This is a genomic window from Streptomyces sp. NBC_00554, from assembly GCF_041431135.1.
Taxonomy (GTDB): Bacteria; Actinomycetota; Actinomycetes; order Streptomycetales; family Streptomycetaceae; genus Streptomyces.
Genome location: NZ_CP107799.1, coordinates 2,480,506 through 2,506,215, shown reverse-complemented (window position 1 = coordinate 2,506,215; position 25,710 = coordinate 2,480,506). Strand labels below are relative to the sequence as shown.

At 68.4% G+C, this 25,710-nt stretch carries 19 protein-coding genes; 12 read left to right on the top strand and 7 right to left on the bottom strand.

The features are described from left to right. Positions 1-156 precede the first annotated feature (156 nt). The 4 genes from OG266_RS10895 (at position 157) to OG266_RS10880 (ending at position 4,613) form a co-directional block, all read left to right on the top strand. Entirely contained in the window at positions 157-2,703 is a 2,547-nt protein-coding gene (locus OG266_RS10895) for an ATP-binding protein (RefSeq protein ID WP_371545061.1), read from the top strand. Then, the gene (locus OG266_RS10890; RefSeq protein WP_266474236.1) at positions 2,700-3,383 is read left to right on the top strand and encodes a response regulator; all 684 of its coding nucleotides are present in this window, start codon (positions 2,700-2,702) and stop codon (positions 3,381-3,383) included. The genes OG266_RS10895 and OG266_RS10890 overlap by 4 nt, the downstream gene beginning before the upstream one ends. Before the next feature lie 72 nt (positions 3,384-3,455). Then, complete coding sequence (locus OG266_RS10885) at positions 3,456-3,854, top strand: OB-fold nucleic acid binding domain-containing protein (RefSeq protein WP_266474235.1); 399 nt, start codon at positions 3,456-3,458, stop codon at positions 3,852-3,854. 3 nt (positions 3,855-3,857) lie between these two features. Continuing rightward, positions 3,858-4,613, top strand: a complete 756-nt coding sequence (locus tag OG266_RS10880) for a DUF3159 domain-containing protein (RefSeq protein WP_371545058.1) — start codon at positions 3,858-3,860, stop codon at positions 4,611-4,613. Positions 4,614-4,686: 73 nt separating this feature from the next. On the opposite strand, the gene OG266_RS10875 is transcribed toward OG266_RS10880, so the two are convergent. Beyond that, positions 4,687-5,364, bottom strand: a complete 678-nt coding sequence (locus OG266_RS10875) for a TrkA family potassium uptake protein (RefSeq protein WP_266474233.1) — start codon at positions 5,362-5,364, stop codon at positions 4,687-4,689. Beyond that, positions 5,364-6,035 carry a TrkA family potassium uptake protein gene (locus tag OG266_RS10870; protein ID WP_266474232.1) on the bottom strand — a complete coding sequence of 224 codons (672 nt, stop codon included), beginning with the start codon at positions 6,033-6,035 and terminating at the stop codon, positions 5,364-5,366. Before OG266_RS10870 ends, OG266_RS10875 begins: the two co-directional genes overlap by 1 nt. A 402-nt stretch (positions 6,036-6,437) precedes the next feature. Between OG266_RS10870 and OG266_RS10865 the strand changes: the two genes are divergently transcribed. From OG266_RS10865 to OG266_RS10855, 3 genes are all read left to right on the top strand, one after another. Further along, complete coding sequence (locus tag OG266_RS10865; RefSeq protein WP_266474231.1) at positions 6,438-8,492, top strand: APC family permease; 2,055 nt, start codon at positions 6,438-6,440, stop codon at positions 8,490-8,492. Positions 8,493-8,612: 120 nt separating this feature from the next. Further along, positions 8,613-9,941, top strand: coding sequence for a class I SAM-dependent RNA methyltransferase (locus OG266_RS10860; RefSeq protein WP_371545055.1), 1,329 nt, complete (start codon positions 8,613-8,615; stop codon positions 9,939-9,941). Positions 9,942-10,393: 452 nt separating this feature from the next. Beyond that, positions 10,394-11,137: a CDP-alcohol phosphatidyltransferase family protein gene (locus OG266_RS10855; protein ID WP_266474229.1), complete on the top strand. Its 744-nt coding sequence runs from the start codon at positions 10,394-10,396 to the stop codon at positions 11,135-11,137. Positions 11,138-11,141: 4 nt separating this feature from the next. Here the strand turns inward: OG266_RS10855 and OG266_RS10850 are convergent, their stop codons facing one another. Next, positions 11,142-11,912, bottom strand: coding sequence for an FkbM family methyltransferase (locus OG266_RS10850; protein ID WP_371545052.1), 771 nt, complete (start codon positions 11,910-11,912; stop codon positions 11,142-11,144). A 187-nt stretch (positions 11,913-12,099) separates the two neighbouring features. Beyond that, a complete protein-coding gene (locus OG266_RS10845) occupies positions 12,100-13,710 on the bottom strand; it encodes a sulfatase (RefSeq protein WP_371545049.1) in 1,611 nt (536 codons plus the stop codon). A gap of 742 nt (positions 13,711-14,452) precedes the next feature. Here OG266_RS10845 and OG266_RS10840 point away from each other — a divergent pair. The 4 genes from OG266_RS10840 (at position 14,453) to OG266_RS10825 (ending at position 20,355) form a co-directional block, all read left to right on the top strand. Next, complete coding sequence (locus tag OG266_RS10840; RefSeq protein WP_371545046.1) at positions 14,453-16,237, top strand: protein kinase; 1,785 nt, start codon at positions 14,453-14,455, stop codon at positions 16,235-16,237. A 243-nt stretch (positions 16,238-16,480) separates the two neighbouring features. Continuing rightward, positions 16,481-18,418: an FHA domain-containing protein gene (locus OG266_RS10835; protein WP_371545042.1), complete on the top strand. Its 1,938-nt coding sequence runs from the start codon at positions 16,481-16,483 to the stop codon at positions 18,416-18,418. Between the two features lie 264 nt (positions 18,419-18,682). Further along, positions 18,683-19,381: an alpha/beta hydrolase gene (locus OG266_RS10830; protein ID WP_371545040.1), complete on the top strand. Its 699-nt coding sequence runs from the start codon at positions 18,683-18,685 to the stop codon at positions 19,379-19,381. Further along, on the top strand, positions 19,378-20,355 hold the full coding sequence (locus OG266_RS10825) for a phosphotriesterase (RefSeq protein WP_371545037.1): 978 nt from the start codon (positions 19,378-19,380) through the stop codon (positions 20,353-20,355). The genes OG266_RS10830 and OG266_RS10825 overlap by 4 nt, the downstream gene beginning before the upstream one ends. On the opposite strand, the gene OG266_RS10820 is transcribed toward OG266_RS10825, so the two are convergent. After that, complete coding sequence (locus OG266_RS10820) at positions 20,352-21,290, bottom strand: AraC family transcriptional regulator (protein ID WP_371545034.1); 939 nt, start codon at positions 21,288-21,290, stop codon at positions 20,352-20,354. The genes OG266_RS10825 and OG266_RS10820 overlap by 4 nt on opposite strands. 147 nt (positions 21,291-21,437) lie before the next feature. Between OG266_RS10820 and OG266_RS10815 the strand changes: the two genes are divergently transcribed. After that, complete coding sequence (locus OG266_RS10815; protein ID WP_371545032.1) at positions 21,438-23,660, top strand: MMPL family transporter; 2,223 nt, start codon at positions 21,438-21,440, stop codon at positions 23,658-23,660. Between the two features lie 110 nt (positions 23,661-23,770). Here OG266_RS10815 and OG266_RS10810 read toward each other — a convergent pair whose 3' ends face one another. After that, positions 23,771-24,622, bottom strand: a complete 852-nt coding sequence (locus OG266_RS10810; protein WP_371545029.1) for a GNAT family N-acetyltransferase — start codon at positions 24,620-24,622, stop codon at positions 23,771-23,773. 59 nt (positions 24,623-24,681) lie between these two features. Continuing rightward, positions 24,682-25,584, bottom strand: a complete 903-nt coding sequence (locus OG266_RS10805; RefSeq protein WP_266475044.1) for an alpha/beta fold hydrolase — start codon at positions 25,582-25,584, stop codon at positions 24,682-24,684. Between the last annotated feature and the right edge of the window lie 126 nt (positions 25,585-25,710).

The following is a 25,710-nucleotide window of genomic DNA, read 5'->3' as shown; positions in this document are numbered from 1 at the left end:
TGGTGACGTCACCAGGCACCCGGCCGATGTCTTCCAGGCCCGCATCAGGGTTGCGTCAAAGTCACTCCCCGGCAGACCCCCTGCCCCTTTTGCCGGGATTATTGGCCGTAGGGTCGACGCTGCGTACACAGCGGTGACAGGAAGACAATAGGGGCCATGGGACGCGGCAAGCTTCGGATCTACCTCGGCGCGGCACCGGGCGTCGGCAAGACCTACGCGATGCTCTCCGAGGCGCACCGGCGCGTGGAGCGGGGTACCGACTGCGTCGTCGCGTTCGTCGAGCACCACAACCGGCCGCGCACCGAGGTGATGCTGCACGGCTTGGAGCAGCTCCCGCGCAGGGAGCTGGAGTACCGGGGCTCCCTCTTCACCGAGATGGATGTGGACGCCGTACTGGGGCGCGCCCCGGCCGTCGCCCTGGTGGACGAACTCGCGCACACCAATGTCCCCGGTTCACGGAACGCCAAGCGCTGGCAGGACGTCGAGGAGCTGCTGGCCGCGGGGATCGATGTCGTCTCCACCGTCAACATCCAGCACCTGGAGTCGCTGGGTGATGTGGTGGAGTCGATCACGGGCGTACGGCAGCGGGAGACCGTTCCGGACGAGGTGGTCCGGCGCGCTGATCAGATCGAACTGGTCGACATGTCGCCACAGGCGCTGCGGAGACGCATGGCGCACGGCAACATCTACAAGTCCGACAAGGTCGACGCGGCGCTGTCGAACTACTTCCGGCCCGGCAACCTGACCGCGCTGCGCGAACTGGCGCTGCTGTGGGTGGCGGACCGGGTGGACGAGTACCTGACCGAGTACCGCACCGATCACCGGGTCTCGAAGATCTGGGGTTCGCGGGAACGGATCGTGGTGGGGCTGACCGGCGGTCCGGAGGGCCGGACCCTGATCCGCCGTGCCGCACGGCTCGCGGAGAAGGGTGCGGGCGGTGAGGTGATGGCCGTCTACATCGCCCGCAGCGACGGTCTGACCTCGGCCTCGCCCAAGGAACTGGCCGTCCAGCGCACCCTGGTCGAGGACCTGGGCGGCACCTTCCACCATGTGGTCGGGGACGACATACCGGCGTCGCTGCTGGACTTCGCGCGGGGTGTCAACGCCACACAGATCGTGCTCGGCTCCTCGCGCCGCAAGGCCTGGCAGTACATGTTCGGGCCGGGCGTCGGTGCCACGGTCGCCCGGGAGTCGGGCTCCGACCTGGACGTGCACATCGTCACCCACGACGAGGTCGCCAAGGGGCGGGGGCTGCCGGTCGCGAGGGGTGCGCGGCTCGGCCGGTCCCGGATCATCTGGGGCTGGATCGTCGGCGTCGGGGGCCCGGTGGTCCTCGCGCTGCTCCTGAACACGGTGGATCTCGGCCTCGCCAACGACATGCTGCTGTTCCTGACGGTGACGGTGGCGGCGGCCCTGCTCGGCGGCCTGTACCCGGCGCTCGCCTCGGCGGCCTTCGGCTCCCTGCTGCTGAACTACTACTACACGCCGCCGCTGCACCGGCTGACGATCGCCGATCCCAAGAACATCGTCGCCATCGCGATCTTCGTCGGCGTCGCCGTCTCCGTGGCCTCCGTGGTGGACCTCGCGGCCCGCCGCACCCACCAGGCGGCACGCCTGCGCGCCGAGTCCGAGATCCTCTCCTTCCTCGCGGGCAGTGTGCTGCGCGGCGAGACCAGCCTGGAGGCCTTGCTGGAGCGGGTCCGCGAGACGTTCGGGATGGAGTCGGTGGCGCTCCTCGAGCGGGAGAGCGACGTCGATCCGTGGACGTGCGCGGGGAGTGTGGGCCCGCGTCCGCTGGTGGAGCGGCCCGAGGACGCGGACGTGGACATGCCGGTCGGCGACCACATGGCGCTCGCGCTGTCCGGGCGTGTCCTGCCCGCCTCCGACCGCCGGGTTCTGGCTGCCTTCGCCGCGCAGGCCGCGGTCGTCCTGGACCGGCAGCGGCTCCAGCACGAGGCGGACCAGGCCAAGGAGCTGGCGGAGGGCAACCGGATCCGTACGGCGCTGTTGGCCGCTGTCAGTCACGACCTGCGCACCCCGCTGGCCGGGATCAAGGCGGCGGTCTCGTCCTTGCGTTCGGACGACGTGGCCTGGTCCGAGGAGGATCAGGCGGAGCTTCTCGAAGGCATCGAGGACGGCGCCGACCGGCTCGACCACCTGGTGGGCAACCTGCTGGACATGTCCCGCCTGCAGACCGGCACCGTCACTCCGCTGATCCGGGAGATCGACCTCGACGAGGTGGTCCCGATGGCGCTCGGCGGCGTACCCGAGGACAGTGTCGAGCTGGAGATCCCGGAGAGCCTGCCGATGGTCGCGGTCGACGCGGGGCTGCTGGAGCGGGCCGTCGCCAACCTGGTGGAGAACGCCGTCAAGTACAGCCCCGCCGACGAACTGGTCCTGGTCTCGGCGAGCGCCATGGCCGACCGGGTGGAGATGCGGGTGGTGGACCGCGGTCCCGGTGTCCCCGACGAGGCCAAGGACCGGATCTTCGCGCCCTTCCAGCGCTACGGTGACGCTCCGCGCGGCACCGGGGTGGGCCTCGGCCTCGCGGTCGCCCGCGGGTTCGCCGAAGCCATGGGAGGCACACTGAACGCCGAGGACACCCCCGGCGGCGGACTCACCATGGTGCTCACGCTCCGGGCGGTGGACAGCCGCCCCGACCTGACCACCGCAGCACCAGCAGCAGAAAGGCAGGCCTCATGACCCGGGTCCTCGTGGTCGATGACGAACCCCAGATCACCCGAGCCCTCGTCATCAACCTGAAGGCACGCAAGTACGAGGTCGACGCGGCCCCCGACGGCGCCACCGCGCTCCAGCTCGCCGCCGCCCGCCACCCCGACGTCGTCGTGCTCGACCTCGGCCTGCCCGACATGGACGGTGTCGAGGTGATCAGGGGACTGCGCGGCTGGACCCGGGTGCCGATCCTGGTGCTCTCCGCCCGGCACTCCTCCGACGAGAAGGTCGAGGCCCTGGACGCGGGCGCCGACGACTACGTCACCAAGCCCTTCGGCATGGACGAGCTGCTGGCCAGGCTGCGCGCCGCCGTCCGTCGCGCGGAGCCCACCGGGGCCGGCGAGGACGACGTGATCGTCGAGACCGACGACTTCACCGTCGACCTGGCCGCCAAGAAGGTCAACCGCGACGGACGCGATGTGCGGCTGACCCCCACGGAGTGGCACCTCCTGGAGGTCCTGGTGCGCAACACGGGCCGCCTGGTCAGCCAGAAGCAGCTGCTCCAGGAGGTGTGGGGGCCGTCGTACGGCACGGAGACGAACTATCTGCGGGTCTACATGGCGCAACTGCGCCGCAAGCTGGAGGTGGACCCCTCACATCCGCGGCACTTCATCACGGAGCCGGGGATGGGATACCGGTTCGAACGCTGATCATCGCGGGTATGTTCGAACGCGGACCCTCGCGGGTACGACGCTGTGAGCGGGCCCCGGTACGCTTTCGGTATGAGTGCTGTTCCTCGTTCCGAAAAGCCGGCGGGCCGGTTCCGGCGCATGCTGGACAGGCTCTCCTCGTCCCAGGAGGACCTGGAGTCCGAGGAGCTGCGCGAGGACGCCGAGACCGCGGGCTGTACGCGCATCGGTGACTGCCACGACCGACAGATCGTGACGGTTACTGGTACCTTGCGCACGGTCACTCTGCGGCCGCGCGCGGGAGTCCCGGCCCTGGAGGCCGAGCTGTTCGACGGCTCGGCGGCCCTGGACGTGGTGTGGCTCGGCCGGCGCTCCATCGTGGGTATCGAGCCGGGGCGCAAGCTCATCGCATCGGGCCGCGTCTCCATGAGCCGGGGCCGTAGGGTGCTGTTCAACCCGAAGTACGAACTCAGACCGCTCGGACGGGAGTAGCCGGTGACGTCGCTCGACAAGCCGACCGAAGACGCCCAGCAGGATTCGAGGGCGGTGACGGAGGCCGCGCTCTTCGAGGCGTTCGGCGGTGTGCGGGGCATGGTCGAGACCGTCGTGCCCGGCCTCCTCTTCGTCACCATCTTCACGATCAACAAGGACCTGCATTCGGCGGCCATCGCCGCCCTTGCCACGTCCGTGCTGCTCGTGGTGGTCCGCCTGGTCATGAAGGACACCGTCAAGCACGCCTTCAGCGGCGTCTTCGGCGTCGCCTTCGGTGTGGTCTTCGCGATGATGACGGGCAACGCCAAGGACTTCTACCTGCCGGGCATGCTCTACACGCTCGGCCTGGCCCTCGCCTACATCGTCACCACCCTCGCGGGCGTGCCCCTGATCGGCCTGATGCTCGGCCCGGTCTTCAAGGAGAACCTCTCCTGGCGCACCCGCAACCCCGGCCGCAAGAAGGCGTACACGAAGGCCAGCTGGGCCTGGGGCCTGATCCTGCTCGCCAAGTGCGCGGTCCTCTTCCCGCTCTACTGGTGGGCCGACACCACCCAGTTCGGCTGGGTCCTGATCGCCCTGAAGATCCCGCCCTTCCTGCTCGCCGTCTGGCTCACCTGGGTCTTCCTCGCGAAGGCGCCGCCGCCGATCGACGTGTTCGCGGAAATGGAAGCCGAGGAGAAGGCCGAGGAGGAGCGGAAGGCCGCACTCGCGCAGGAGCGTGGCGAGACCACTCCGACCAGCCACCGCCGCGAGGCGTAAGCACTTCAGCCCGTACGACGATGGGGGCGCCCGGAGAATTCTCCGGGCGCCCCCATCGTCGTACAGGAAGCGGCTAGCTCGATGCGTCCTCGCGGCGCACCGACAGCAGGTCCTCCAGCTGCTCCTCGCGGGCCTGCGCGGCCACGAACAGGAGCTCGTCGCCGGCCTCCAGGGAGTCCTCCCGGGAGGGGGTCAGGACGCGGGTGCCGCGGATGATGGTGACCAGGGACGTGTCCTCGGGCCACTCGACGTCGCCGACCTGGGTGCCGGCCAGGGCGGACTCCGGCGGCAGGGTCAACTCGACGAGATTGGCGTCGCCGTGGCTGAAGCGGAGCAGTCGGACCAGGTCGCCGACGCTGACGGCCTCCTCGACCAGGGCCGACATCAGGCGCGGGGTGGAGACGGCGACGTCGACGCCCCAGGACTCGTTGAACAGCCACTCGTTCTTGGGGTTGTTGACGCGGGCGACGACCCGCGGAACCCCGTACTCGGTCTTCGCGAGCAGCGAGACGACGAGGTTGACCTTGTCGTCGCCGGTGGCCGCGATGACCACGTTGCAGCGCTGGAGCGCGGCCTCGTCCAGGGAGGTGATCTCGCAGGCGTCGGCGAGCAGCCACTCCGCCTGCGGGACGCGCTCGACCGAGATGGCGGTCGGCGCCTTGTCGATCAGCAGGATCTCGTGACCGTTCTCCAGGAGCTCGCCCGCGATCGAGCGGCCCACGGCGCCGGCACCGGCAATGGCGACTCTCATCAGTGACCGGTCTCCTCTTCAGGGCCCTTGGCGAAGGACGCCTCGACCTTGTCCACGTCGGACGTGCGCATCATCACGTGCACCAGGTCGCCTTCTTGCAGCACGGTCTGCGAGGTGGGCAGGACCGCCTCGCCCAGCCGGGTGAGGAACCCCACGCGCACGCCGGTCTCGTCCTGGAGCCGGCTGATCTTGTGGCCGACCCAGGAGGTGGAGGTGTGCACCTCGGCGAGCTGTACGCCGCCGGTGGGGTCGCGCCACAGCGGCTCGGCGCCCGAGGGCAGCAGCCGGCGGAGCATCTGGTCGGCCGTCCAGCGGACGGTGGCGACGGTCGGGATGCCGAGGCGCTGGTAGACCTCGGCGCGGCGCGGGTCGTAGATGCGCGCCGCGACGTTCTCGATGCCGAACATCTCGCGGGCCACCCGGGCCGCGATGATGTTCGAGTTGTCACCGCTGGAGACCGCGGCGAACGCCCCGGCCTCCTCGATGCCCGCCTCGCGCAGGGTGTCCTGGTCGAAGCCGACTCCGGTGACACGACGGCCGCCGAACCCGGAGCCCAGTCGTCGGAAGGCGGTGGGGTCCTGGTCGATCACGGCGACCGTGTGCCCCTGTTGCTCCAGGGTCTGGGCAAGAGCGGAACCCACTCTTCCGCAGCCCATGATGACGATGTGCACGACCGTCCTTCCGAATGTGAATGGTTACGGCTCAGGCTAAACAGGGTCTCAGACCGCCGCCCAAGCTACACACGCGCGGTCAGTCGGGGGCACCCCCGTGCACGTTCGCCCGCTGGATTTCCGCGATCAGTGGCGATCGGCCGCGATCAGCGGCGGTTGATGCTGCGGACGCTCACCAGAGTGAGGATTCCGAGGCCGATGAGTCCGGCGGCCGCGCCGATGAGCTCCGCGGTGGCGTGCATGGAACCTCCATAAGCGGGCAAATATGGACGTTTTTCATATAGGCATGCGGATCTCCGCGGGTGCGGAATCCGCAGCGCGGCATGTGCCCGTTTTCACTCGGACGCCAGATGTCGGACGGCAGGTGGGCGGGCCCCCGTTCGAACGCTTACGATCCTCTGCGTGTCCAAACTGACCGACGTGCCCAAACGGATCCTGATCGGGCGCGCACTGCGCAGTGACCGGCTCGGAGAAACACTCCTGCCGAAGCGCATCGCACTCCCCGTCTTCGCATCCGACCCGCTCTCCTCCGTGGCGTACGCACCCGGAGAAGTGCTCCTGGTCCTCTCCATCGCGGGCGTGTCGGCCTACCACTTCAGCCCCTGGATCGCGGTCGCGGTCGTCGTGCTGATGTTCACCGTCGTCGCCTCGTACCGACAGAACGTGCACGCGTACCCGAGCGGCGGTGGCGACTACGAGGTGGCCAACACCAACCTCGGCCCCCGGGCGGGCCTCACGGTCGCCAGCGCGCTGCTCGTCGACTACGTCCTCACCGTTGCCGTGTCGATCGCGTCCGGCATCGAGAACCTTGGCTCGGCGATCCCGTTCGTGATCGAGCACAAGGTGCTCTGCGCGGTCGCCGTCATCGTGCTGCTCACGCTCATGAACCTGCGCGGAGTGAAGGAGTCCGGAAAGCTCTTCGCGATTCCGACGTACGTCTTCGTGGCGGGCGTCTTCATCATGATCGCGTGGGGCTCGTTCCGTGGGCTCGTGCTGGACGACACCATGAAGGCGCCGACCGCCGACTTCCACATCCAGGCCGAGCACCAGGGACTCGCCGGCTTCGCCCTCGTCTTCCTGCTGCTGCGCGCCTTCTCCTCCGGCTGTGCCGCACTCACCGGCGTGGAGGCGATCTCCAACGGTGTCCCGGCCTTCCGCAAGCCCAAGTCCAAGAACGCCGCGACCACCCTCGCGGCGATGGGCCTGCTCGCCGTCACCATGTTCTGCGGCATCATCGCCCTGGCCATGGCGACCAAGGTGCGGATGGCCGAGAACCCGGCCGTCGACCTGATCCACAACGGCGTGGCGGTCGGCGCCGACTATGTACAGAACCCGGTGATCTCGCAGGTCGCCGAGGCAGTCTTCGGCAAGGGCAGCTTCCCGTTCGTCGTGCTGGCCGCCGCCACCGCGCTGGTCCTCTTCCTCGCCGCCAACACCGCGTACAACGGCTTCCCGCTGCTGGGCTCGATCCTCGCGCAGGACCGTTACCTCCCGCGCCAGCTGCACACCCGCGGCGACCGCCTCGCCTTCTCCAACGGCATCGTGCTGCTCGCGCTCGCGGCCGCCGTGCTCGTCTGGGCCTACGGGGCGGACTCGACCAAGCTCATCCAGCTCTACATCGTCGGTGTCTTCGTCTCCTTCACGCTCAGCCAGACCGGCATGGTCCGGCACTGGAACCGTCACCTGCGCACCGAGAAGGACCAGGCCAAGCGCCGCCACATGATCCGCTCCCGCGCGATCAACACCTTCGGAGCCTTCTTCACCGGCCTTGTGCTGGTCGTCGTACTCGTCACGAAGTTCACGCACGGCGCCTGGGTCGCCCTGCTCGGCATGGTGATCTTCTACGCGACGATGAGCGCGATCCGTAAGCACTACGACCGGGTCGCCGAGGAACTGATCGCGCCCGAGGGGCCCTCCGACGACAGCGTCCGCCCCTCCCGCGTCCGCTCCGTCGTCCTGATCTCCAAGATCCACCGCCCCACACTGCGGGCCCTCGCCTACGCCAAGCTGATGCGCTCCGACAGTCTGGAGGCGCTCAGCGTCAACGTCGACCCGGCCGAGACGAAGGCCCTGCGCGAGGAGTGGGAGCGGCGCGGCATCGACGTACCGCTGAAGGTCCTCGACTCGCCGTACCGCGAGATCACACGTCCCGTCATCGAGTACGTGAAGGGGTTGCGCCGTGATTCGCCGCGCGACGTGGTCTCCGTGATCATCCCCGAGTACGTGGTCGGCCACTGGTACGAGCACCTACTGCACAACCAGAGCGCCCTCCGGCTGAAGGGCCGGCTGCTGTTCACGCCGGGCGTGATGGTGACGTCGGTGCCCTACCAGCTGGAGTCGTCCGAGGTCGCGCGGAAGCGGGCCCGCAAGCGGCAGGACTGGAGCGCGCCAGGGGCGGTGCGGCGTGGTCCCGCCCACGAGCGTCCGAAGGAGCCGTCGGAGCCGACGAAGGGCTGATGTCCCTTCGCCTTGTGGTGAGCGGCCGGGCAGTGTCCACGTAGACTGGTGGGCTGTTGTCCGGCCGTTCCCCCTTCCCGCACCGTTTCCGCACCCATTCGCATTTGGAGTCACCCCGCCATGCAGGCAGAACCGAAGAAATCGCTGGTGGGGGAGGAGTACGAGGTCGAGATCGGCCCTGTCGCCCACGGCGGGCACTGCATCGCCCGTACGGCCGAGGGCCAGGTCCTCTTCGTGCGGCACGCCCTGCCCGGCGAGCGGGTCCTCGCGCGCGTGACAGAGGGCGAGGAAGGTGCGCGGTTCCTGCGCGCCGACGCCGTCACCGTGCTCGAACCGTCCAAGGACCGCGTCGAGGCGCCCTGTCCGTACGCCGGTCCCGGCCGCTGCGGCGGCTGTGACTGGCAGCACGCCAAGCCGGGCGCTCAGCGACGGCTCAAGGGCGAGGTCATCACCGAGCAGCTGCAGCGGCTCGCGGGCCTCACGCCGGAGGAGGCGGGCTGGGACGGCACGGTGATGCCCGCGGAGGGCGACAAGCTGCCGGCCGGCGAGGTCCCGGCCTGGCGCACGCGCCTGCAGTACGCCGTCGACGCGGACGGCAACGCCGGGCTGCGCCGCCACCGCTCGCACGAGGTCGAGCCGATCGAGCACTGCATGATCGCGGCGCCGGGCGTCAGCGAGCTGGGCATCGAGGAGCGTGACTGGTCCGGCATGGAGTCCGTCGAGGCGATCGCCGCCACGGGGTCCCAGGACCGCATGGTGATCCTGGAGCCCAGGCCCGGCGCCCGCCTGCCCCTCGTCGAGCTCGACAAGCCCGTCTCCGTCATGCGCGTCGAGGAGCACGACGGCGGTATCCACCGCGTCCACGGCCGCGCCTTCGTCCGCGAGCGGGCCGACGGTCGCACCTACCGTGTCGGCAGCGGCGGCTTCTGGCAGGTCCACCCGCAGGCCGCGGACACCCTGATGAAGGCCGTCATGCAGGGCCTGACGCCGCGCAAGGGCGAGATGGCGCTCGACCTGTACTGCGGCGTCGGCCTCTTCGCCGGCGCCCTCGCCGACCGCCTCGGCGACAAGGGCGCGGTCCTCGGCATCGAGTCCGGCAAGCGCGCGGTCGAGGACGCCCGCCACAACCTCGCCGCCTTCGACCGCGTCCGGATCGAACAGGGCAAGGTCGAGGCGGTCCTCCCGCGCACCGGAATCACCGAGGTCGACCTGATCGTCCTCGACCCGCCCCGCGCGGGCGCCGGCAAGAAGACCGTCGAGCACCTGTCCTCTCTCGGCGCCCGCCGCATCGCGTACGTCGCCTGCGACCCTGCGGCGCTCGCCCGCGACCTGGGGTACTTCCGCGACGGCGGGTACAAGGTGCGGACGCTTCGGGCATTCGACCTGTTTCCGATGACGCACCACGTGGAGTGCGTGGCGATTCTGGAGCCTGCCGCAAAGGGCGCGTGACCTGCTGTTTTAGGTGGTGTACGTAATGTGCGCCGTGCGCGTTACTGGCGACGTCTGACGCAGGTTCTGACTGGTTGCCACGGTGGAAGGGGCGCTTCCCACCTTGCTCGGAGCAAGGTGGGAAGCGCCCCTTCTCGTTGCTGCTCGGCATGGCGGGGACGTACCGCTGCCTGCCGCATCCGTGTACCTCGGCCGAGGGGCCGACTCGCCGTCGTACCGCTTTTGTTGGCCCTGGTGGGCCTACTCTCTGCTCTCTCACCCCGTGGTGGCAGGGACGGGCCGGGGGCAGTACTCGCCTCCGATGGGCCTGCTCCCCGTCGGCGACGGGCTCCCGGGACAGAAAACAGTCAAATGCCTGTGCGTCAGCTGAACTCTGTGCCGTCGGCGGACGTATTGATCAGGGCACGGCGCCAATACCGGGCCGTGTTGACGGGTGGTCTTCAGGAGGAATAGTGACGGATCTCGGACAGCGAGCAGTAGATCTCCGGATCTACCCGCCGGCTCTGGGCGTCCTGGCCCAGGCGGCGGTTCTGTTTTCGCTGGCGGCGTCGGTGGGGCTCGGTGCAGCCGGTTGGCTCATCGGACTGGGATATTCCGTTGCCACGTGGGTCCTGCTCTCCCGCGCCCTGCAACATCCTGACGTTCGCCAATGGGGGCCCGCTGACAGCGTCACCTTTTGCCGGTTGATCCTGACCGGTGGTGTAGCCGCTCTTGTGGCCGACGCCGTTGTCGGAGACGAGCATCGGGCAGTACTGATCGGATTGGCTGCGGTGTCCTTGATTCTCGATGCCGGAGACGGTCAGGTGGCCCGCCGCACAGGAACCGCGTCGAGATTCGGTGCACGGTTCGACATGGAGGCGGACTCCGTCCTGGCGATTGTCCTGAGTATCTACCTCGGGACATCTCTCGGTTGGTGGGCCGTTACGATCGGGCTTTTCCGCTACGCCTTCGTACTGGCATCACGGGTGATGCCGTGGCTGGATGCCCCGCTGCCCTTCCGGATGTCCCGAAAAGTTGTGGCCGCATCACAAGGAGTTGTACTGGTTGTCGCCAGTGCAGGTCTCCTTCCCACGCCAATGGCCCAAGCCTGCGTCGCGGTCTCGATCGGTACGCTGGTCTGGTCGTTCGGCATCGATGTCGGGTATCTGTGGCGACAGTCGGCGCTGAAGCGCGTGAGGGAATTCAGTTACAACTAATTCGTTACAACTGACTTGCGCTCGGCAGTGACAGGCAGTAGATGTCGCCGGCGTTGGCCTCATGCGGAAGCGCCAGAATATGAGCGGCCATCGTCTCCGACGAAACCCAGTCGTCGAACTCCAGGTTCATGCTCTCTCCCATGGACAGATTGAAGAGCTCGAACCCCAGTCCGGTCACGCGGTCGAGGCAGCGCTGCGCCACTGAACGTTCGATCGTCGTGAACTCGAATGACAGTGCGGGCAACGCGTGGTTGAGGCCGTCCAGCACTGCGGCTTCGAAACCTTCGACATCGACCTTGACGAACGCGGGCGTACCGTAGGTTCGAATGAGATCGTCGAGCGTGACGACCGACACGTCCATCTCCGCGTCCCATACCTGGTCCTGCCAGCCGCTCGCTCCATCAGCGGCTTTCACGAATTCCGCCGATGCTGTGGAAACGGTGGGATTCGCCGAGTTGACATAGAACTTCGTGGCTCCTCCGTGTGCACCGCACACGGCTTCGACCAACACCACGTCTTCGTCACCGGCATAGATTTCTCGGATGGCCCGGATGCACAGTGGTTGCGGCTCAACTGCCGTCACACGTGCACCTAGACGACGAAAACTGCCGATGCGATCACCGACGTGGGCACCAATGTCGAAAACGAGGTCGCCGGGCTTCACGAACTGGCCGTAGAAAGCGTCCATCGCCACGTCTTGGCCGGCGTTTCCGTAGTAGAACTCGAGCGACCGGCGGATAGAAGAAGCAGCCGGATCGGCCTTGAGGGATTCCAACGCGCCACGGTTTACGTTCATATGGGATTATACCCCGGCGTGGACGTCGCGCAATGCCCGAAGTTGACGCGCCGACCGACGCTCGAAACGGCCGTGAGTATTCGGGTATTCCATCAACTCGGATGTGTTGAGCGTCAGGTGGCTTCTCGGGGGCAGCGCGGTCTCGGGCTTGGCGTCCGATTCGTCATCACGGGGTCGGCGTGGAACCGTACGCCGTCAGGAACCGGTCGCGGAAGTCGCTCATCTTCCAGACCGGGGTGCTCTTTCCGGGCTGCAGCCCGTCCGTCCAGCCCCAGTCGGCGATCTTGTCGAGGACCTTCGGGTCCTTGGCGACGATGGAGACCGGCACGTCACGGCTGGCGTTGTTGCCGCTGACCCGGGCGATGGGCTGGTGGTCGCCGAGGAAGATGAGCACGGTGTTGTCGTTGCCGTACTTCACCAGGTAGTCGATGAGGCTGGTCACCGAGTACTGGATGGACTTGCCGTACTCCTCCTTCGACCTGGTGGAGTTGGTGAGAAGCTCCGACGGGTCGGTGCCCTCCTTCTCGATGGCGTCGAAGATCGAGCCGTCGCCGAGCTGGTCCTGGGGGACCGTCTTGGGGATGGGCCCCCAGGGCTGGTGGCTGGAGGTCAGGATGATCTCCGACATCAGGGGCTTGTCCTGCTTCTTGCCGTGCTCCAGGCGTTCGAACGAGGCCAGGGCGAACTGGTCGGGCATGGGCGACCAGCTGAACTTGGGCCCCTCGTAACCGAGGTGTTTGGAGTCGTAGACGTTGTCGAGGCCGAAGAACTTCGCCTCCGGCCAGGTCTTCTGGACGCCCGGCATGATGCCGACCGTGCGCCAGGCGCCCGTCTTCTGGAAGGCGCTGGTGAGGGTCATGTGATCGCCGTTGGTGACCGTGCGGTAGCGCTGCTGGTTGTTGATCCACAGGCCCGACAGGAAGGTGGAGTGACCCAGCCAGCTGCTTCCGCCGTACGTCGCCGAGGTGAGCCAGCCGCTCTCCGCCGCGAACCCCGCCTTCTCCAGCTTCTCGTTCTCTGTTGTGAGGGTCGCGTTCACCCCCGGCGAGATGAGCGGGTCCTCGATCGCGCTGCGGCCGTAGCTCTCGATGAAGGTGATCATCATGTCCTTGCCGCGCAGGTCGGTAAGGAGCTGGTCCGGCGGGGTGTTGGCGAAGACGTCCTTCTTGGCCACCTTGGCGAACTCCGCCTCGTCCCGCAGGGTCGACTGCACCGCCTTCACCCGGATATGGGCGAGGTGGGCCGAGCGCTCGGCGGCGACCGGCATGTCGGCGGTGAACTGCACGCCGAGGGCCGCGCACGTGACCCAGACGGTGGCGAACACCAGGGTCGTGCGGGTCGCGGTGGTGGTGTGCCGGGCCATGACGTTGCCCAGCCGGACGACCGCCAGCACCGTGACGACGAGCACGACAAGGACGAGGACAATGATCGCGACGACGAGGCCGAGCGTGCCCTTCGCGCCGATCGTGTCCTTGAGATAGGTGTGCGCGTCGTCGAACAGGGTCCAGTCGAGGACCAGGTTGAAGTCCCGCCCGAGATATTCCTTGAACCCCATGTCGAGGACGTTCAGGATCAGCTGCACTCCGACGACCAGCCCAAGCAGCGACGCCACGACGACGCGCGGCCTGCGCGGCAGGACGATCAGCACAGCGGCGCCGAAGATCGCCTCGACCGGGATGCGTACGAAGGCGATGGGCGTCACGCCGGCGGCGTTGTTCGACATGAGCAGGGTGAACAGCACGAGTGCGGCGGCGAGGGTGTTGACGGTCCACGACACCGCCTTCGCGGCGACGGGGTACCTGTCACGCCACCCACGCCAGATGCGCCATCCTCGTCGATCGAGACCCGGGGCCACCTCCGGCGTGGGCTCGTCGGTGGTTTGGGCAGCGGTCTCCGGTGCGTTGTCCGCAGGGGTCTCACCGGCGGCCTCCGGCGTCGGCCCCTGCTCGGGCGTCAGCCCCTCTTCCGGCGTCAGTGCCTCATCCGGAGGCGCCTGCGTCTCATCCGTCGGCTCGCTCGTTTTCGGTAGCTGTCGAGAGCTGCTGTGGGATGACACCCGGCGGTCCTTCCGTGCGAAACACTGTGCTGGTGCGGCGGATCGGCCCCGAACACATGAGGGCGGTGCGCCTGCAATTGTGTACGGCACCCTGACGGCCCCCGTTCAATCACCCGGGTCCGCTTCCGGTCAAGCGGGTCACCCTGTTTGGTCAACGGGTCACCCTGTTCGGTCAAGCGGGGTCACGCGGCCCGCGCGGCCGAGCGGAGGCCAGGGGCTCGCAGAGAAGTCGACGGTATGACCGCCGCGACGTCACAACTTCCCTACAGCGAGCGGTAGTACGGGCGCTTGTCCAGGTCCGCACTTCACGAACTTCAGGTGTTTGATCATACTGTCCAAGGGCTGTGTCCGGCGGGTCGTCCGGCCGTGGCCGAACCGAAGGCAACCGCCCCGGCAGACCACGGATCCGACGGGGGCGTCGCCACTCCTCGGCCGTTCGCAAGGGACAAGGAGCAGGGCCCTCATGCCACAACAGAACACCGCGTCGCCGGACGCGGGTGCCGAACGGCTGGTCGCCGGTCGCTACCGCTTGCTGTCCGTTCTCGGCGAGGGCGGCATGGGCACCGTGTGGCGCGCCCGCGACGAGGTGCTGCACCGCGAGGTCGCCGTCAAGGAGGTACGCGCTCCCGTCGGACAGACCGTGGCGCAGGTCGAGCGGATGTACACCCGCCTGGAGCGGGAGGCCTGGGCGGCGGCGCGCATCAGTGCTCGCGGTGTGGTGACCGTCCACGACGTCGCCACCGACGACGGACGACCCTGGATCGTCATGGAGTTCGTCCGCGGCCGGTCGCTGGCCGACGCGATCGGCTCCCAGGGTGCCCTCACGCCGAGGGAAACCGCGCGCATTGGCGCCGAAGTGCTGGCCGCGCTGCGCGCGGCGCATGGCGCCGGAGTGCTGCACCGCGACGTGAAACCCGCCAACGTCCTGCTCGCGGACGACGGCAGGGTGGTGCTCACCGACTTCGGCATCGCCACCGTGGAGGGGGATTCCGCGCTGACGATGACCGGTGAGCTCGTCGGCTCTCCCGAGTACCTGGCGCCGGAGCGGGCACTGGGCCGGAACCCCGGCCCCGCGTCGGACCTGTGGTCTCTCGGAGCGTTGCTCTACGCGGCCGTCCAGGGCCGTTCGCCCTTCCGTCGGACCACCGCGCTGAGCACCCTGCGTGCCATCGTCGACGACGAGTTGCCCCCGCCGCATCGGGCCGGACCCCTCGCGTCCGTCATCGAAGGCCTGATGCGCAAGGACCCCGACGAACGGATGTCGGCCGAACAGGCCGAGCAGGAGCTGCGCCTGGCTGGTGCTGACGGCGCCTCGGGCGCCGACACGGCCACGCCGTCCACCACGCCGTCCGCCCCACTGCCCACAGCGGCCGCCGAGGAGCTGCCCACCGCCGAGTCCCCTCTCGGGGAGACCGTGCCCACGGCCACGGCCGGGGCACCGACCGTCTCGGCGTCCTCGCCTGTCCCGGAAGGCGGCACGGACGCCGGGGACACGGCGGCACCCACGGCTGACACCCCCACCGCCACGGTCGTCGTACCCACGGACGCGGCACCACCCGACGCCCCCACCGCCCAGGCACAACCCCCGCTTCCCAGTGCAGCGCCCGCGGTCACCGCCGAGACGGCAGGCCCGGTGTCAGGGCCCGTGCCCACGGCCGCTTCCGCGATGCTCGCCTCGCCGGTGGTGCTCGAGCCCGGGGACGCCGAAGCGACCGGTCGCGGCCCCACGAAGGGGAGACGGCTCATCGGGTACGCGGCGGGAGCGGTCGTGCTCGCGCTGCTCGTGGGCGGCCTGGGCTATGTGCTCGGCGGCGGCGACGATGAGGGCAGCAAGGGCAGCAGCTCGCCCACGGGGCAGGCGCAGGCCTCTTCCTCCGGGGCGGCTAGCAGCGGGTCGGACGACACTGCCGAGCAGCCCGTCTCGGTCACCGCGACCGGGGGCGCGACCACGTACGCCGGCGACTGCCCTCCGGCGGACTCGCAGGCCCCCTGGTTCACCGCGACCTTCACGGTGTCCGAGCTGCCCTTCCAGTTCTCGTACCGGTGGGTCTCGACCAACGGGTCCGTGATCGACCGGCAGTGGCGGACGCTGTCGTTCCCGGACGGCGGCCCCCGCACCCATAAGGAGACGGTGCGGCTGTCGACGTACGCACAGTCCGGAACCCTCCGCAGCGAGATGGCCGTGGAGATCCGCTCACCGTTCGAGGCGGTGTCCAACTCGGTGCCGTTCTCGGTGACTTGCTCCTAGACGAACGGCGGCTGGTCAACCGGGCGTCAAGGCCGACGCGGAGCGGCCTAGTCATCCCCGCGCATCGGCCATACTGCAACAAGCACGAGTCGGACCGAAGTTGGCCGACTCGGACATCACCGGTCAAGTGAGCCCCACTGGACCGGAGTTCGGTGGGAGTGACGTACGGCTCCCACTCTCGTAGCGGATCAACCGCAGGGCGCGGTTCCTCTGCCGCACCCGAGACGTTCGCAAGGAGTTTCTGTGTCGTCGGTCATTGTGGGACGCACGGGTCCCTTCGCCGGTCAGAGCGCGGTTCTGGGTAGCGCTCCACTGCGATTCGGACGCAAGAGCGACAACGACGTGGTCATCGTCAGTGTCAGCGCCTCCCGTCTGCACACCGAGATCGTGGCGGAGGGCGGCGAGTTCGTCCTCTACGACCGCAGCAAGAACGGCACCTTTGTAAACGACCAGCCCGTCACCCGTCACGTGCTCGTGCCCGGCGATTCCATACGCATCGGCGACGAGACCTTCCTGTTCGAGACGCAGGAGGCCGTGGAGACGGTCCTGGACCTCTCCCAGCTCGACCTGCCTCGCGCCAACGCCTCTGCGAACCCGGGCGAGTTGCGGGTCACGGTGTCCGGAGGAGGCCCGGTCGGCCTCGCCTTCGCCCTGTTGCTGGAGAACGCCCTGCCGGGGAAGGCGTCCATCACCGTCTACGACGGCCGGTGGATCAGGAACGGCTCCACCGTGGTCTGGAAGGACGAGACCCACGGCAACAACCGGCGTATGCAGGTCGTCACCGCCCAGAGCCGTCAGTACCTCGCGCTCACCGACGAGATGCAGTCGGCGCTGTTCGACGCGGGCGGATTCTCCGAGATGTGGCCCCTGGGGCCGGACTCGGTGGAGGGCCGTCCGCCTCGCAACATCCGGATCGCCTACATCGAGGACAAGCTGCTGGAACTGGCCAACGCCAAGTCCGCGATCCGCCTGGTGCCGAAGCGATTCGATGCGTCGGAGCAGCAGCGCCGGCTCTCCCAGGAACACGTCCTGGTGATCGCCGAGGGCGGCGGGTCGCGCACCCGGGAGCACTTCGCGGACCGTTTCGGCGCGGCCGACTCCTCGATCTACTCCCTCGACGGGGAGCACCTTCAGGACCTGGTCCTTGGACTGCGGGTCAAGTCCCAGCTCTCGGACCCCATGAGCGTCCTGCTGACCGTGGCGCAGAACCGGTTCCTGCTCAACTCGCTGCGTGGCGAGGGGTTCCTCAACATGAGGCTGACCCGCGAGGAGGCCGGCGCAGTGATCGGCATCGACCCGGTCCGGCAGGTCTTCGAGGATTGTGTGGCGGCCCGGCCCTGTCTGATGAGCCGTCAGGAGGACAACGAGTTCGTCTGCCCGACCCATGGGACCCTGTTCCTGCCCGCCCTGCTGCGTAGTTCGCCGCTGTGGAAGCGGATCCAGGAGGGCCTGAAGATGTTCGCCGTCCCCGAGGACGATCTCAGCGCCATCACCTCGTTCCGGCTGGACATGGTGCAGCGCCCCCGGTTCACGGCCCAGCTCAACCGCCCTACCTCCACCAGCCCCGGAACCTACGGCTTCCTGCTGGGCGACGCGGCCAACGCCATCCACTTCTGGCCCGGGCGCGGCCTCAACAGCGGTCTCGCCTCGGCTGTTTCGCTCTCCCGCTCCCTCAGCCGGGTCTGGCAGGGCCGTCCGCTGCGCGACGCCGACTTCATCCGGCACGAGGCGGCGATGTCCATGCTCCAGTACCGGCACAAGAGCCGGGCCTGGAACGCCATGGTCACCACCGACGAACGAGGCGTGACCCGCGCCATCAAGGACATCATCGCCGACAGCATGGAAGGGGAACGGGCCGTCGCCCAACCCGACGGCGAGCGGTCCGATCTCGACCTCTTGCTGGAGAGGATGCGCGCGATCCGCGAGCGCCTCGCCCCCCGCCTCCCCGGACTGCCCAGCGACGAGGAACTGCGCAGCCATCTGTCCACCCTCGCTCCGTCGACCCTGCGGTCCCTGCAGGAGAGCGGCGCCTGGGACACGCTGATCGTCGGCGGCGAGGAGGCCGACATCGACATCTTCTACCAGTCGGACGCCCCGGTTTTCGTCGGCCGCCCCGTCGATCCGCGCATCAACGGCCAGGCGACAGGACCGCGGCAGGCGGGGGCGCTCGACCCGGCGTAATGCGGGCACTCCGCCCCTGAGGCCGAAGGTCCACATCCTGTCCCGCTGTCAGAAGAAGGGGGCCCGGCACAGCCGGGCCCCTTCCGCGGTCGGAGAAGACTGTTCGGCAGCCCGGACCACTCGCCCCCCGCCGACACGCATCGCGTCCACGCGAAAGGACTGCGCGCCGACGCGAAAGACGGCCCGGCACGGGCCTGGAAAGGTCGTCTTCGAGTCGAACCAGCGAGCCAGCCGCTCGCGGTGTCATCGAAGTGGGGACCATCAATGAGTAGGCAACCGGTGAGAAACGTGGTGCTCGTCCACGGGGGATTCGTGGACGGCTCCGGATGGCAGGGGGTGCACCGCCTGCTGACGGACGACGGCTTCCGGGTCAGCGTCGTGCAGAACCCGACGCACTCCCTCGAGGGAGACGTCGCGGCGACCGGGCAGATCCTGGACGAGCAGGACGGGCCGACGATTCTGGTGGGGCACTCGTACGGCGGAGTCGTCATCACCGAGGCCGGCAACCACGACGGCGTCGCGGCGCTGGTGTACATCGCGGCGTTCGCGCCCGACAAGGGCGAGTCCGTCAGCACGCTGATCGCCGATCCCGAGCCGGGGGCGCCCGTCCCGCCGATCCTCCCGCCGGTCAACGGGGTGCTGTTCCTCGACCGGGAGAAGTTCCACGCCTCCTTCGCGGCCGATCTGTCCCGGGCCGAGGCGGAGTTCATGGCCGACGCCCAGGTGCCCTGGGGCCTCGACGCGCTCGGCGGCACCGTCACCGAGCCGGCCTGGCAGCACAAGCCGAGTTGGTACCTGGTGGCGACCGACGACCAGATGATCCCGCCTGCCGCGCAACGGGCCATGGCACAGCGGGCGGGCAGCACCGTCACCGGGACCGACGGCAGCCATGCGATCTACGTCTCCCAGCCGGGGGCCGTGGCCGACCTGATCAAGCAGGCCGCAGCCGGAGTTGCCGGATGACCGCGACCCCGCAGGTGCAGACCGTCCGCGGTCCCGTGGCGGTGAGTGAACTCGGCGCCGTACTGATGCACGAGCACGTCTTCGTGCTCAGCGAGGAACTCCGGCAGAGCCTTCCGGAGACCTGGGACGAGCAGGAGCGCGTCAGCGACGCCGTGACCCGGCTCAAGGCCCTGGCCGCGACCGGCGTCACGACCATCGTCGACCCCACCGTCATCGGGCTCGGACGCAACGTCGCGCGAGTCGCCGTGGTCAACGAACAGGTCGACCTCAACATCGTCGCGGCAACCGGCCTCTACACACTGGCCGACATCCCCGACTTCTTCCGCTACCACGGGCCGGGAACCATGCTCGGCGGCCCCGAAGGCATGACCGAGTTGTTCGTCCGCGAACTCACCGAGGGCATCGCGGACACCGGCATCAGGGCCGCGTTCCTGAAGTGCGCGATCGAGGGCGAACTCACCCCGGGAGTGGAGCGGGTGATGCGAGCGGTGGCCCAGGCGCACTTGCGGACGGGCGCTCCGATCACGGTGCACACCAGCGCGAGCGCCCGTACGGGGCTCATCGCGCAGGACGTACTGCGCAGCGAGGGCGTGGACCTCGGGGCGGTCGTCATCGGCCACAGCGGTGACACCGCCGACCTGGACTATCTGCACCGGCTCATCGACAACGGCAGTTACGTCGGAATGGACCGCTTCGGCCTCGACATCCTCCTGCCCGCCGACGAGCGGGTGGCGACCGTCGCGACTCTCGCGCGCGAAGGGTTCGCCGAACGGATGGTGCTGTCGCACGACGCGTCCTGTCACATCGACTGGTTCCCGCCCGGCGTACGCGAGCAGATCGCGCCCAACTGGCACCACACCCACCTGCACGACGAGGTACTCCCGGCGCTGCGCCGAGCCGGCGTCACCGAGGAGCAGCTCACCACCATGCTGGTGGACAATCCACGCCGGTACTTCAGCCCGGCAAACGGCTAGCCGCCGCGGGCGCTGCGTCTGGCCTCGCGAGGTGTCGTGCCGAACTCCTCGCGGAATGCGGTGGCGAACGAGGCGTGACTGCCGAAGCCGCAGGAATGGGCGATCTCCGCGATCGAGTACGTGGACCAGCTGGCGCTGACCAGACGGGTGCGGGCGACGTTCAGCCGTTCGCGGCGGATGAGGTCGCGTGAGGTGGTGTTGGCCGTCTGCAACACCTGCTGGACGTAGCGCGCGGACCAGCCGAGCGCCCGCGCGATGCCGACGACGTCCAGGTCCCTGTCGCAGGCGTGCCGGCGTACATAGCGTCGGATCGAGGCCTCGACCGTCGCCCGCTGCCCCGTGGGCGCCGAGTCGTTGCCGCCCTCCGCGGCCAGACACACCAGGTCGAGCAGCCGGTCGCAGGCGATGTCGAAGGTCGTCTCGGAGAGTTGCTCGCGCTCCTCGTGCAGTGTGGTGGTCAACTGCCGGACGACTCGGCCCAGTCCGCCGGCGCCGTTGAGTATGTGCGGCCCCCCGGCTGCGATCGGGCTGCGCCCTGCGACGTTCTGGCCGGCCATGAAGAAGGAGATCCCCCGGAGTTCGGCACCGTGGGCGAACGTCAACGGGCGGTCGATGTCGCACAGCGCCATGCTGCCGGGCCCGATCTCGACGGACGACGAGCCCTGCTCCACCCAGGCCGTCCCGGCGAGCGGTACGAGCAGTTCGTACGTGCCCCGGGGATCGGACCGGATGTGCCGGGCGTCCCTGTTGACCACTTCCTCGCCGCCGGAGCAGAGGGCGAGACCGTAGGACTTCGACCGCTGCCACTCCAGGCGTCCGCTCCAAGGAGCGTGGCGGTCCGGGACTTTGATGCGGCTCGCGCCGTGGAGGTCGGTGAAGACCTCGTCCCAGGCGCTCGCCGAGGACAGGGTCAGAACTTGGCTCCAGGAAGACACGCCTCATCGTATGGGCCGACCCGAAAGCCCCTCTCGCGCTGTGACCCAGTTCACGTTTCCCGAACCGAACTAGTAGGCCGGTCCTCCGTCTTGTCTGCGCGCAGCCGAACGGCCTCGCATCAGGATCCCCTCAGTGAAAGGAATGACATGTTTGACCGCGTTGCGGAATTGACGGTCCGGCGGCCCGGAATCGTGCTCGTCGTGGCCTCCGTGCTCGTCGCTGCGATGAGCTTTGTGGGTGTGGGCGCTTTCGGGAAACTCGTGGGAGGCGGCTTCGACGACCCGGACTCGCAGTCGACACGGGCGAGTCGGGTCATCGACGAGAAATTCGGCGGGGAAGCGAACCTCGTGCTGCTGGTCAGTAGTCGCGCACAGCGCGTCACCGACCCGGAAGTGGAGCAGGACGGCGCACAGTTGGTGGCCGAGCTGCGCAAGGAGACCGAACTCAGCAACGTCGTCTCCTACTTCGACACGCACAGCGACTCACTGCTCGCCCGGGACGGCCTCTCGGCCATGGTCCTCGCGCATGTGAAGGGCGATGAATCGACGCGGGAAGAGCACGCGCAGGACATCATCGACGCGTACGCGGGCCAGTACGAGGGACTCACCGTCCGGGCCGGTGGCGGTACCGCGGTGGGCGCCGAACTGTCGGAGCAGGTACTGCAGGACCTCCTTCTCGCGGAGGTCATCGCCGTTCCCGTGACGCTCCTGCTCCTGCTCATCGTGTTCGGGGGAGTGGTCGCGGCCTTGCTGCCGCTCGCCATCGGCACGGTGGCGGTCGCCGGGACCTTCGCGGAACTCGCTCTCCTCGGCAGCGTCACCGACGTGTCGGTCTTCTCGATCAACCTGACCACCGCCCTCGGGCTCGGACTCGGCATCGACTACGCGCTGTTGATGATCAGCCGCTTCCGGGAACAGCTCGCCCTCGGGACGAGCGTGGCCGACGCGGTCCGGACGACGGTGCACACCGCCGGACGTACGGTCGTGTTCTCGGCGGGCACGGTCGCGGTCGCGCTCACCGCGCTTCTCGTCTTCCCGCAGTACTTCCTCCGCTCGTTCGCCTATGCCGGCGTGGGCGTGGTCGTCATCGCGGCCGTCGGCACCCTCTTCGTGATGCCCGCTCTGCTCATGCTGCTGGGGCATCGCATCAACAGCGGCAGGCTTCCCTGGCCCAAGGCCGACCGTCATCGCAGGCGGGCACCGTTCTGGGGCCGGCTGGCCGGGACCGTGATGCGCCGGCCGGTGCTGATCAGCGTGCCGGTCCTCGCGGTGCTGCTGCTCGCCGCGGCCCCGCTCCTGGGCGTCACATTCGGTACCCCCGACGAACGGGTCCTTCCCGAGGACGCCGCGAGCCGACAGGTGTCCACGGCACTGCAGGCGGACTTCGAGGGAGACGACGAAGCGGCCGTCCAAGTGGTGGTCGACGGGGCCGTGGGTGACGAGGCCCTGGACGCCTACGCGGAGAAGCTGTCGCTCCTCAACGGGGTCGTTCGGGTCGAGGCGGCGACGGGCACCTACGAACAGGGAAGCTCGGGGGCCCCCGGCCCGACGAGCGAGGCCCTGAACCGCCCCGACGCACAGCGGGTCACCGTCATCGGCACCGCTCCGCCCAAGTCGGACAGCGCCCAGTCCCTCGTCCGGGTGGTCCGGGACGTCGACGCGCCCGCCGGCTCCAAGGAGGTCCTGGTGGGAGGCGGAGACGCAGAGCTGCTCGACACGAAGGAATCGATCGCGAGCCGCCTGCCCATTGCCGCTGGACTGGTCGCCGTCACCACCTTCATCCTCCTTTTCCTTTTCACCGGAAGCATCGTCCAGCCGATCCGTGCGCTGGCCCTGAACATGACCAGCCTGGCCGCGGCGATCGGCGCGATGACGTGGATGTTCCAGGACGGCCATCTCAGCTCCGTGCTGGGATTCACCGCCCAGCCGATGGACACCTCCATGACGGTATTGCTCTTCTGCATCGCCTTCGGTCTGTCCATGGACTACGAGGTGTTCGTCACCAGCAGGATCAAGGAACTCCACGACGCCGGTGAGAGCACCGAGGCCGCCGTCGTCCACGGCCTCGGACACACCGGAAGAATCGTCAGCGCCGCGGCCTGTCTCCTCGCGGTCGGATTCTTCGCCTTCGCCACGGCGAAGGTCAGCTTCATGCAGATGTTCGGCCTCGGAAGCGGTCTGGCGATCCTCATCGACGCCATCGCCGTACGTGGAGTGCTGCTGCCTGCCGCGATGCGGCTGCTCGGCCGCACGGCCTGGTACGCGCCGGGACCTCTCCGGAAGTTCCACCGGCGCTTCGGAATCAGCGAAAGCGCACCACAAGCAGCTGCGCCAACGCTTGAGTCGGAATTTGCGACGCGAATCACCTGAGATCAGGGATGTGAATCACCTGAGATCAGCGATGCGAATTAACTGAGTTCAGGCGCGACGCACCTGAACTCGACTGACCGGCCGTCTTCCAGACGGCCGGTCAGGCTGTCTCAGCGTTCGTCGGGCGTGAGCCGCCAGCGCCAGTTGCGGCGTTCGTAAGCCACTTGGAAGCCGAGGCGGAGCATGTTGTGCAGGGACGAGTTGTGGGTCCCCGGGGTCTCGGCGCCTGTCTCGGCGATGAGAAGACGACACCCCAGCTTCTGCGCCACTCGGGCCCTTGCTGCCAGCAGAGCGGTCTGGCCACCGCGGCCCCGCGCGTGGGGAAGCACGGCGCCGGCGAACAGCTGAGCCGTGTCACCGCGGACGAACAGGGTTCCGGTTCCGACGAGTTCCCCGTCCAGCCAGGCGGCGAAGGGATGCCAACCGGGCCGGGTCGCGGACGCGGCGCTCATCTCCGCGTACTGCTCGACCGGCATTCCGAAGGCCCGCATCATGACCGTTCCCCACTCGGCGGCCTGCTCCGCCTCCACGGGGGCGACGCGGATTCTGTCCGGGGTGATGTCGAGAGCGTCGGCACGGGCGACAGCCTCGTCGGTCGGGCAGACGAGCTTCACCCAGGACGAATCCGGGACGATGCCTTCCCGTTCGCATGTCTCCTGCCACTCCTCGGGCAGGAAGGCAGGTGCGATCTGGAAGACGGCCTGCGGAGTTTGCGCAGCCCGGTAGAAGCCGCAGACTTCACTGATCAACTCGGCGGTGACCGGTGCGGTGACACCGAAGCCGAGGGCCTTGCTCCAGAAGTGGGTGATGTCGTTGCGCATTGACAGCACCACTCCGCCACCTATCCGCGCGGCGCTCATTCCTAGTGCTTTGCGGACGGTCTCGGGAGCCCCTGTCTGGAATCGGAAGAGTGCTTCCGCCTCGGACTGCTCGGTGACGGACGGCTGAACGTCGGTAGTCATGAATCCGTTTCTCTTTCAGTTCCCTTGTCAGAAATCGGTTCTCTTCTCAGAACCGACGGTCACTGTGTGCCGCGTGCCGTGGCCGTCACGAAACGCGTCACCGCTTGAGAGAAGGCGGCCGGTTCCTCGATGTGGCCGAAGTGCCCGCTGTTCTCCAGGATGAGCAGCTCCGATCCGGGGATCAGCTCGTGCAGTTCCTCGGCCCACCGCACCCCGCAGATGACGTCGTGGCGGCCGACGACGACAAGGGTCGGCACGGTGAGTGAGCCGAGGTCCGCACGGTCGTCGATGACATTCGGGGAGAGGTCCTCGTCCAGGCCGGAGATGTGCGTGGCCGTCACGGAGGCGCGCAGGGGAGCGAACTCCTCCTCGCGGCCCCAGTAGTCGGCGAAGTACGAGGGGATGATCCCCCTGGCGACGGCCGTCATCTGCGCGTCGTCGGAGATGGTGGGGATGGCCTGGAACGCCGCCAGGACCTCGGGGAGTTCGGGGTGGTCGAAGTGGAGCTCGGCGAACGACTGCACCAGGCGCATGGCCTCGGCGCCGTGTTCGGGGCCGGTCACCGGCGCGCTCTCGTAGAGGATCACCCCGGCGACGCGCTCGGGGAAGTGCAGGGCGTGGTACTGGACGACGAAGCCGCCGTGCGAATGGCCCAGCAGGTGCACCTCGGGGACGCCGAGGTGCTCGATCAGCGCACCGAGGAACCGGCTGTAGCGGGGCCGGGTGTAGCCGTGCGGGTGGGAGGGCAGGCGGTCGGAGGCTCCGGTGCCGATCGGCTCCGGGTAGACGACCGTCAGATGCCGCTCCAGCGCGGGCATCCGCAGGTACTCCCAGAAAATGCCGGGCCCGCCGGAATGCGCGACGCACACCGGGCCCGTGCCGTGGACGTGATAGCGCTGCACGACTCCGTCGACTTCGACGGTGTGCGTTCCGACGGCCAGCGGATCGGCTGGACCAGCCATATCAGTCAGGTCGGTGGGGTCGATCGGGTCGGTCAAAGAGGTCGTCATGTGGGTGTCTCCGTATCCGGCAGGTGTCAACGACACCGACAGGACGCCGGAGGCAGAGCGAAGTTCGATCCGAGTTGT

Excerpts from the sequence above, each read along its gene's own strand:
- OG266_RS10825 (WP_371545037.1), top strand. The coding sequence starts at position 19,378 with ATGACCGCGACCCCGCAGGTGCAGACCGTCCGCGGTCCCGTGGCGGTG.
- OG266_RS10840 (WP_371545046.1), top strand. The coding sequence starts at position 14,453 with ATGCCACAACAGAACACCGCGTCGCCGGACGCGGGTGCCGAACGGCTG.
- OG266_RS10885 (WP_266474235.1), top strand. The coding sequence starts at position 3,456 with ATGAGTGCTGTTCCTCGTTCCGAAAAGCCGGCGGGCCGGTTCCGGCGC.
- OG266_RS10810 (WP_371545029.1), bottom strand. The coding sequence starts at position 24,622 with ATGACTACCGACGTTCAGCCGTCCGTCACCGAGCAGTCCGAGGCGGAA.
- OG266_RS10830 (WP_371545040.1), top strand. The coding sequence starts at position 18,683 with ATGAGTAGGCAACCGGTGAGAAACGTGGTGCTCGTCCACGGGGGATTC.
- OG266_RS10815 (WP_371545032.1), top strand. The coding sequence starts at position 21,438 with ATGTTTGACCGCGTTGCGGAATTGACGGTCCGGCGGCCCGGAATCGTG.
- OG266_RS10895 (WP_371545061.1), top strand. The coding sequence starts at position 157 with ATGGGACGCGGCAAGCTTCGGATCTACCTCGGCGCGGCACCGGGCGTC.
- OG266_RS10805 (WP_266475044.1), bottom strand. The coding sequence starts at position 25,584 with ATGGCTGGTCCAGCCGATCCGCTGGCCGTCGGAACGCACACCGTCGAA.
- OG266_RS10875 (WP_266474233.1), bottom strand. The coding sequence starts at position 5,364 with ATGAGAGTCGCCATTGCCGGTGCCGGCGCCGTGGGCCGCTCGATCGCG.
- OG266_RS10890 (WP_266474236.1), top strand. The coding sequence starts at position 2,700 with ATGACCCGGGTCCTCGTGGTCGATGACGAACCCCAGATCACCCGAGCC.
- OG266_RS10860 (WP_371545055.1), top strand. The coding sequence starts at position 8,613 with ATGCAGGCAGAACCGAAGAAATCGCTGGTGGGGGAGGAGTACGAGGTC.